Origin of the sequence: Halorubrum sp. Atlit-26R (genome assembly GCF_003666015.1) — an archaeon.
In the GTDB taxonomy this organism is placed as follows: Archaea; Halobacteriota; Halobacteria; order Halobacteriales; family Haloferacaceae; genus Halorubrum.
Genome location: NZ_QPLT01000084.1, coordinates 1 through 1,105, shown reverse-complemented (window position 1 = coordinate 1,105; position 1,105 = coordinate 1). Strand labels below are relative to the sequence as shown.

The 1,105-nt window shown below is 56.9% G+C and carries 1 tRNA gene and 1 pseudogene; one reads left to right on the top strand and one right to left on the bottom strand.

Annotation, left to right across the window (positions count from 1 at the left end):
* Nucleotides 1–315 (top strand): annotated as a pseudogene (locus DVK07_RS19405) (cell division control protein Cdc6); the annotation flags it as partial.
* 707 nt (nt 316–1,022) lie between these two features.
* On the opposite strand, the gene DVK07_RS19400 reads toward DVK07_RS19405, so the two are convergent.
* A tRNA-Gly gene (locus DVK07_RS19400) sits at nt 1,023–1,095 on the bottom strand.
* Between the last annotated feature and the right edge of the window lie 10 nt (nt 1,096–1,105).

Below are 1,105 nucleotides of genomic sequence, written 5' to 3'. Positions count from 1 at the left end.
GAGGGGATACAGAACTACTCGCAGCACGGCAAGCTCGTGTTATACGCGCTCACACGGCTCCACGAGCGCGGCGACACGCCAGTTCGGACGCGTGAAGTCGTCGAGACGTACCGGTCCGTCGCGCACTCAGAAGGGGTGAGCCCGGTCTCTGAGCGGTCGGTGCGTGACTATCTGGGGGCGTTGGCACAGTTGGGGATCACGGGTGTGACAGAGCACAACCGAGGGAAAGACGGTGGGAAATACAACGAGCATCAACTCGAACAGTCCGTGTCAGCGGTTCGGAGCGGGCTGTCGACGTTGTTGGAATCGGCCTGAGTGAGGATTCGCTCGCGGTACTGAGATGGTGGCGTCAGCCCCGTACTAACAGCGGAACCGGTGGGGTGGGTGTGTCGAGTCGCGTCGCGAGCGAAGGTTAGTGGGTGGGTGACATCCTCCTCGCCGTAAACAGTAGTTGCCGAACCTCTCAACACGTCGCATATCGAGGATGTAGATCGTCAAACTCGGCGCAGTCTATTTATATACCTCTTTATTACAGGTATAAACGTAGCCCATTGTTCACACCAGACCGATGGACGATACAAGTTGATTCGGCAACTACTGTAAACGGCGGGGTTCTCGCCTTGAAAAAAGATAGATTACTACACTTTCGGCTATGCCGTTCTGAACAGCCTATGCAATCCGTCTGACTGACTCAAGTCCCGAGACACCAGCCAGTCTGTCTCTGACTTCCTCCTCGCCAGTCGCCGTAGCCCACCGGACCGTGATTTCGACGGTAATGAGTGTTGCCGACAGCTGTGGCTCGATACTATCCAGTTCGTCAATCGTGACGTCATCGATAGTGTCGGGCCGCGAGAGACGCTTCTCAGCGTCAGTGACGAGGTTCCCATCCGCGCCGCAGGGGATTCGAATCGTCACGACGGCAATTGTCGTCGATTCTGGGTCGGTGGTATTGGATACTGCCATATTATCCGCTCCGTTGAGGGGCGTCTCACTGTCCAGATGTTCGACAACTGTACTCCGAGTGCGCGAGAGACGATTCGAACGCCCGTCTCGGTCGTGGCACGACCGCGTGTTTCCGAACTCCACCACTCGCGCATCCTCAAAG